This window comes from Microcystis sp. M53603_WE2, from assembly GCF_030065435.1.
On the sequence record NZ_JASJFF010000505.1, the window covers coordinates 1 to 4,138 of the forward strand.

The following is a 4,138-nucleotide window of genomic DNA, read 5'->3' on the forward strand; positions in this document are numbered from 1 at the left end:
AACCCTTATATAGAAAGGCATTTAGCGATTTTTGTCAATTGTTTTTTATCTAGAGCGAACTAATCAATTAAGTCTCTTGCCAGATAAGGATTTAGTCGATTTATGCCCCCCTATCGAACCATAACAAGTAACGAAGAGCCGTAAATCTGGATAATCTTGATGATTTTTGACATTTTCTGCGATCGCATCTGTGATTAAATACTCTTTGTATTTCTTTAATTTTGACCCAGAGACATATTTCCCCATCCCATCCCCATCACCGAGGACAATTACCCACCAATCGGCTGGACTTCCTTCGCCAAATTTTGCTTTTTTATGCGCTTCTTCAACTAAACTTCTTAATGTTGCTGTTTCTTGAGCGTTACAATTCATGTCATCAGCTAACCATTTACTGGAAAACATGACTCCATTAAAATTCTGTCCATTCCTATTTTCTGGATTAATTTGCCGATCAACTTTTGGTATCTGATAAGGACGACCACGAGTACGGGAGGCAAAAGTGTCTGCTTTGTTAGGTAATTGTTGGTTAATAAGTGTGTTAAGACAATTCCAATATTTTCGTGTTTTTTGTCCTCCTTTTTTAAAATCTTCGCAAGTAAATCTTGCAGCAGCAATAGAACTTAAATTAGGAAACCGAATTAAATTATCGTAGTTAGTATCATCTTCTTGCCCTAGATTAATTCCCAAAGATTCAGCAACTCCCCCATATCGCCAAGCCATGCGTTTTGTTAATTCGATCGCATTCAATTTTTCTGAGCCATTAAATAACCCTGGATAAACTTCAGCCATTAATCGCCAAAATAGACCCATTGATCGAGCCGAAAGTCCACCTCCATTTTTAAACTGCCCATGATAATGTAATTGGGGATGGACTGCGCTAAACTGACCCGATAAAGTGGAACGTTCCCCAGGTGCTGTAGGAATTGCCCAAGTGCGAGTATTTTTTACGGCTTGAATAGACTGTCCCAAACGAGCTTGTAATGCCCCCCACCAAGTACCAGTATTTATCTGTTCGTAAAGGTTTTCTTCGGCTGTTGTAGGTAGAGATTCAGCTAAATGAGGAGGAGCGATCGCATTTTGTGCTTGTTTCCATTGCTGATAATTTTCCTCTGTGGGATTAATAGTTAATGGCTGCTCTGGATTGCCTAGAGGCATTGCAGTCCAGTAAGTTTCCCAAGTTTTCTCTATTTGTGCTTCCCAGAGTTTATTCCACTCCCAACAACTACCATGATGTCCTATCTGCCATTTTTTTAAATCTCGTTTACATATTTCTTGTTCGCTTAAAAACTCTTTTAATAATATTTCATCTATTTTCTGGTGATTTTTAGTATCTTTAAGAAACTCTAGGGTTCGTTTTTTGATATCTTCCCTAACTTTTTTGGCAATCTCTGACCATTCTTCTCTTAAACATTTTTTTAATTTCTCTCCCAATTCTCTAGCTGCTTCTTTACCAGGAACTAAAGCCATAATCACATTAGGAAATCCAGCCGTACTTAAACTTGTAGAGATGCCATTATCAAATCTACCAACTGGAGATATTCCGTCTTGAAAAGAAGCAAAATTAGCCGCAAAATCTGGATATTTTTTAACAATTAAAGCATCGATAATTTCTTGACTCCAAAGAGAAGGAGTAATCACAGCATCAGACCCATAAGTTTCGGCAATATACCAACAGAGTTTAACACTGAGATAGTGCAGTAGATAGGAACCTGCCCAAAAATCGACAAATTTTCGGGATGCTTTGATAAATTCTTGTACTGGGGAGAAGGTAAAGAGAAAAAGATAGGGATGTTGGGATTTACCTCCTTCTTGCCAATGTTCGGGATACATCGCCCCAACTAGAGCGGAAACTGTACTTTTGTAGCTATGTAGGGGACAATCAGGAAGGATGCTGTGAGCAGGATAGAGGAAAAAATCCTTCTGGTTTTGTCGGATGAGTTCGGGATAAAATCGCCAAAACCACCAAAATAGTTTTTCTATATCCGTTTCTGAGGTAATTTCTGCGGGAATTTCTGGTCTTGAGTCTTGTGAAGTAATATTTCGAGTTTGTCCACTGATGGGATGTTTCACGCTATTAATATTAGTGCCTTGAGCCTCTCCTAGATTAACGCGATCAGAGGAACTAGCTATTTGCAGGGGTAACTCTTCTATCTGTCCTTGTAACTCTTCTGGGTGAATAGACTGTAATTGTTGCAAAATAGATTTGTCTTCTAGCAAGGCACAAAGTTTACGAAAATAGAAATTTGTTGAATTAATAGGGGACTCTGATTTTGGCATAATCATAAATTGCTAAGGCCTCTCTTTAAACTTTATCACGAAAACAAAGATAGTTAAGCAAAATAATTGATTAACTATAGCATCTGACAGGCGGACAAGCGAGCTAGAAAACTTGCCAACAAAGGCTTCTGGCTGGGAGCATCTCATTTATGCAAGTGAGTAATTATACTTGTCCCTAAAACTGGTTTCCAGCAAGGCTTTCAAAATAGCTTGACATAAAGATTTAGGGGTTATAAAGGTGAGATGCTCTCGATCGCATAGGCATTAGCGTAGAACAAATTCTATTGTTTCATGCCGATGGAATGGGGGGGTTCTCAACATTTTTCGCGGGTTAGACACAATGGCTGAAAATCTAGAGTTTTCGTTGAGGTGCGTCGATGCTTTGTCCAGCAAGGCTTTGAGCCTCATGACTGAGGTAACTATTGAGAATTATTATTAATAATGTCTATGCTTTTCAATACCCCACGAAAAATTGCTGTACAATCCTTATACAGCCTAGTTTTGCAAAGCTAGTCTTTTAACTTCTTAGCAAGTTTAATTAATGGAAACAGGAGAAGGTGGAGAAAGAATGAAGCATTCCCGTCTTTTAACTTCTTAGCAAGTTTAATTAATGGAAACTTCAAGTAAGGCTCGAAGTACCTCGACTAAGGTCTCTTCTTTTAACTTCTTAGCAAGTTTAATTAATGGAAACGGAACTCAAGGAAGTTGACCCCGTCTATTTCCTCAAATCTTTTAACTTCTTAGCAAGTTTAATTAATGGAAACACGATAATTCTTAATCGTATCGAAAACTGCCTCCACATGCGGCTTTTAACTTCTTAGCAAGTTTAATTAATGGAAACGTTTAAACGCCTTCACCGCTTTTGCCAGTCCCCATCCGAAGCTTTTAACTTCTTAGCAAGTTTAATTAATGGAAACCTCTATTTCTTCAAGAAGTAAGTCTAATTTTGCGTTCTTTTAACTTCTTAGCAAGTTTAATTAATGGAAACAGAACAATTAATCGATTGACTTTTATCCAATTTTCCCAGTCTTTTAACTTCTTAGCAAGTTTAATTAATGGAAACGTTTTAATCCGCAAGGATGCCCGACAATTTGGGCAAATGACTTTTAACTTCTTAGCAAGTTTAATTAATGGAAACAACTTAGTAGCGGTAAAAAGGTGATCCCTGTTGCTTCCGCTTCTTTTAACTTCTTAGCAAGTTTAATTAATGGAAACAATAAGAAGTAATCTGAGGTGGAGAGAAACTCTCCACTTTTAACTTCTTAGCAAGTTTAATTAATGGAAACAAGATACCGATGGTGCGAAAAGAGAGAGGTCATCAACTTTTAACTTCTTAGCAAGTTTAATTAATGGAAACATAAGAGGAGGAGCGTCAATAACTTGTTGAGGAGTCTTTTAACTTCTTAGCAAGTTTAATTAATGGAAACCTTGCGGCCTGTTATGGGCCGACACTCCAACCACAAATCTTTTAACTTCTTAGCAAGTTTAATTAATGGAAACGATACGTATCCCAACCATTCACCCCGCGCTTGTTGACAACCTTTTAACTTCTTAGCAAGTTTAATTAATGGAAACGTTCGTTCCAAGCAAGGCGTTCTGGGAGCATCTCATTTATGCAAGTGAGTAATTATACTTATCCCTAAAACTGTTTTCTAGCAAGGCTTTCAAAATAGCTTGACATAAAAACCTGATTTAAGGGTTACAAAGGTGAGATGCTCCCAGGCGTTCTTGCCTTTGCCATCGACTTTTAACTTCTTAGCAAGTTTAATTAATGGAAACGAAATCTGCTTCGCTTCCGAGTTCGGCACCTAAGAACTTGCTTTTAACTTCTTAGCAAGTTTAATTAATGGAAACTTTTCTA

1 pseudogene and 1 CRISPR repeat array are annotated in these 4,138 nt (G+C 37.6%); the pseudogene reads right to left on the bottom strand.

Annotated elements, in window-relative coordinates:
* Positions 1–1,389 precede the first annotated feature (1,389 nt).
* Positions 1,390–2,283, bottom strand: a pseudogene (locus PX481_RS29675) (type III-B CRISPR-associated protein Cas10/Cmr2); the annotation flags it as partial.
* A 508-nt stretch (positions 2,284–2,791) separates the two neighbouring features.
* A CRISPR array of direct repeats spans positions 2,792–3,853; the repeat unit is 35 nt; unit sequence CTTTTAACTTCTTAGCAAGTTTAATTAATGGAAAC.
* The last annotated feature ends 285 nt before the right edge of the window (positions 3,854–4,138 follow it).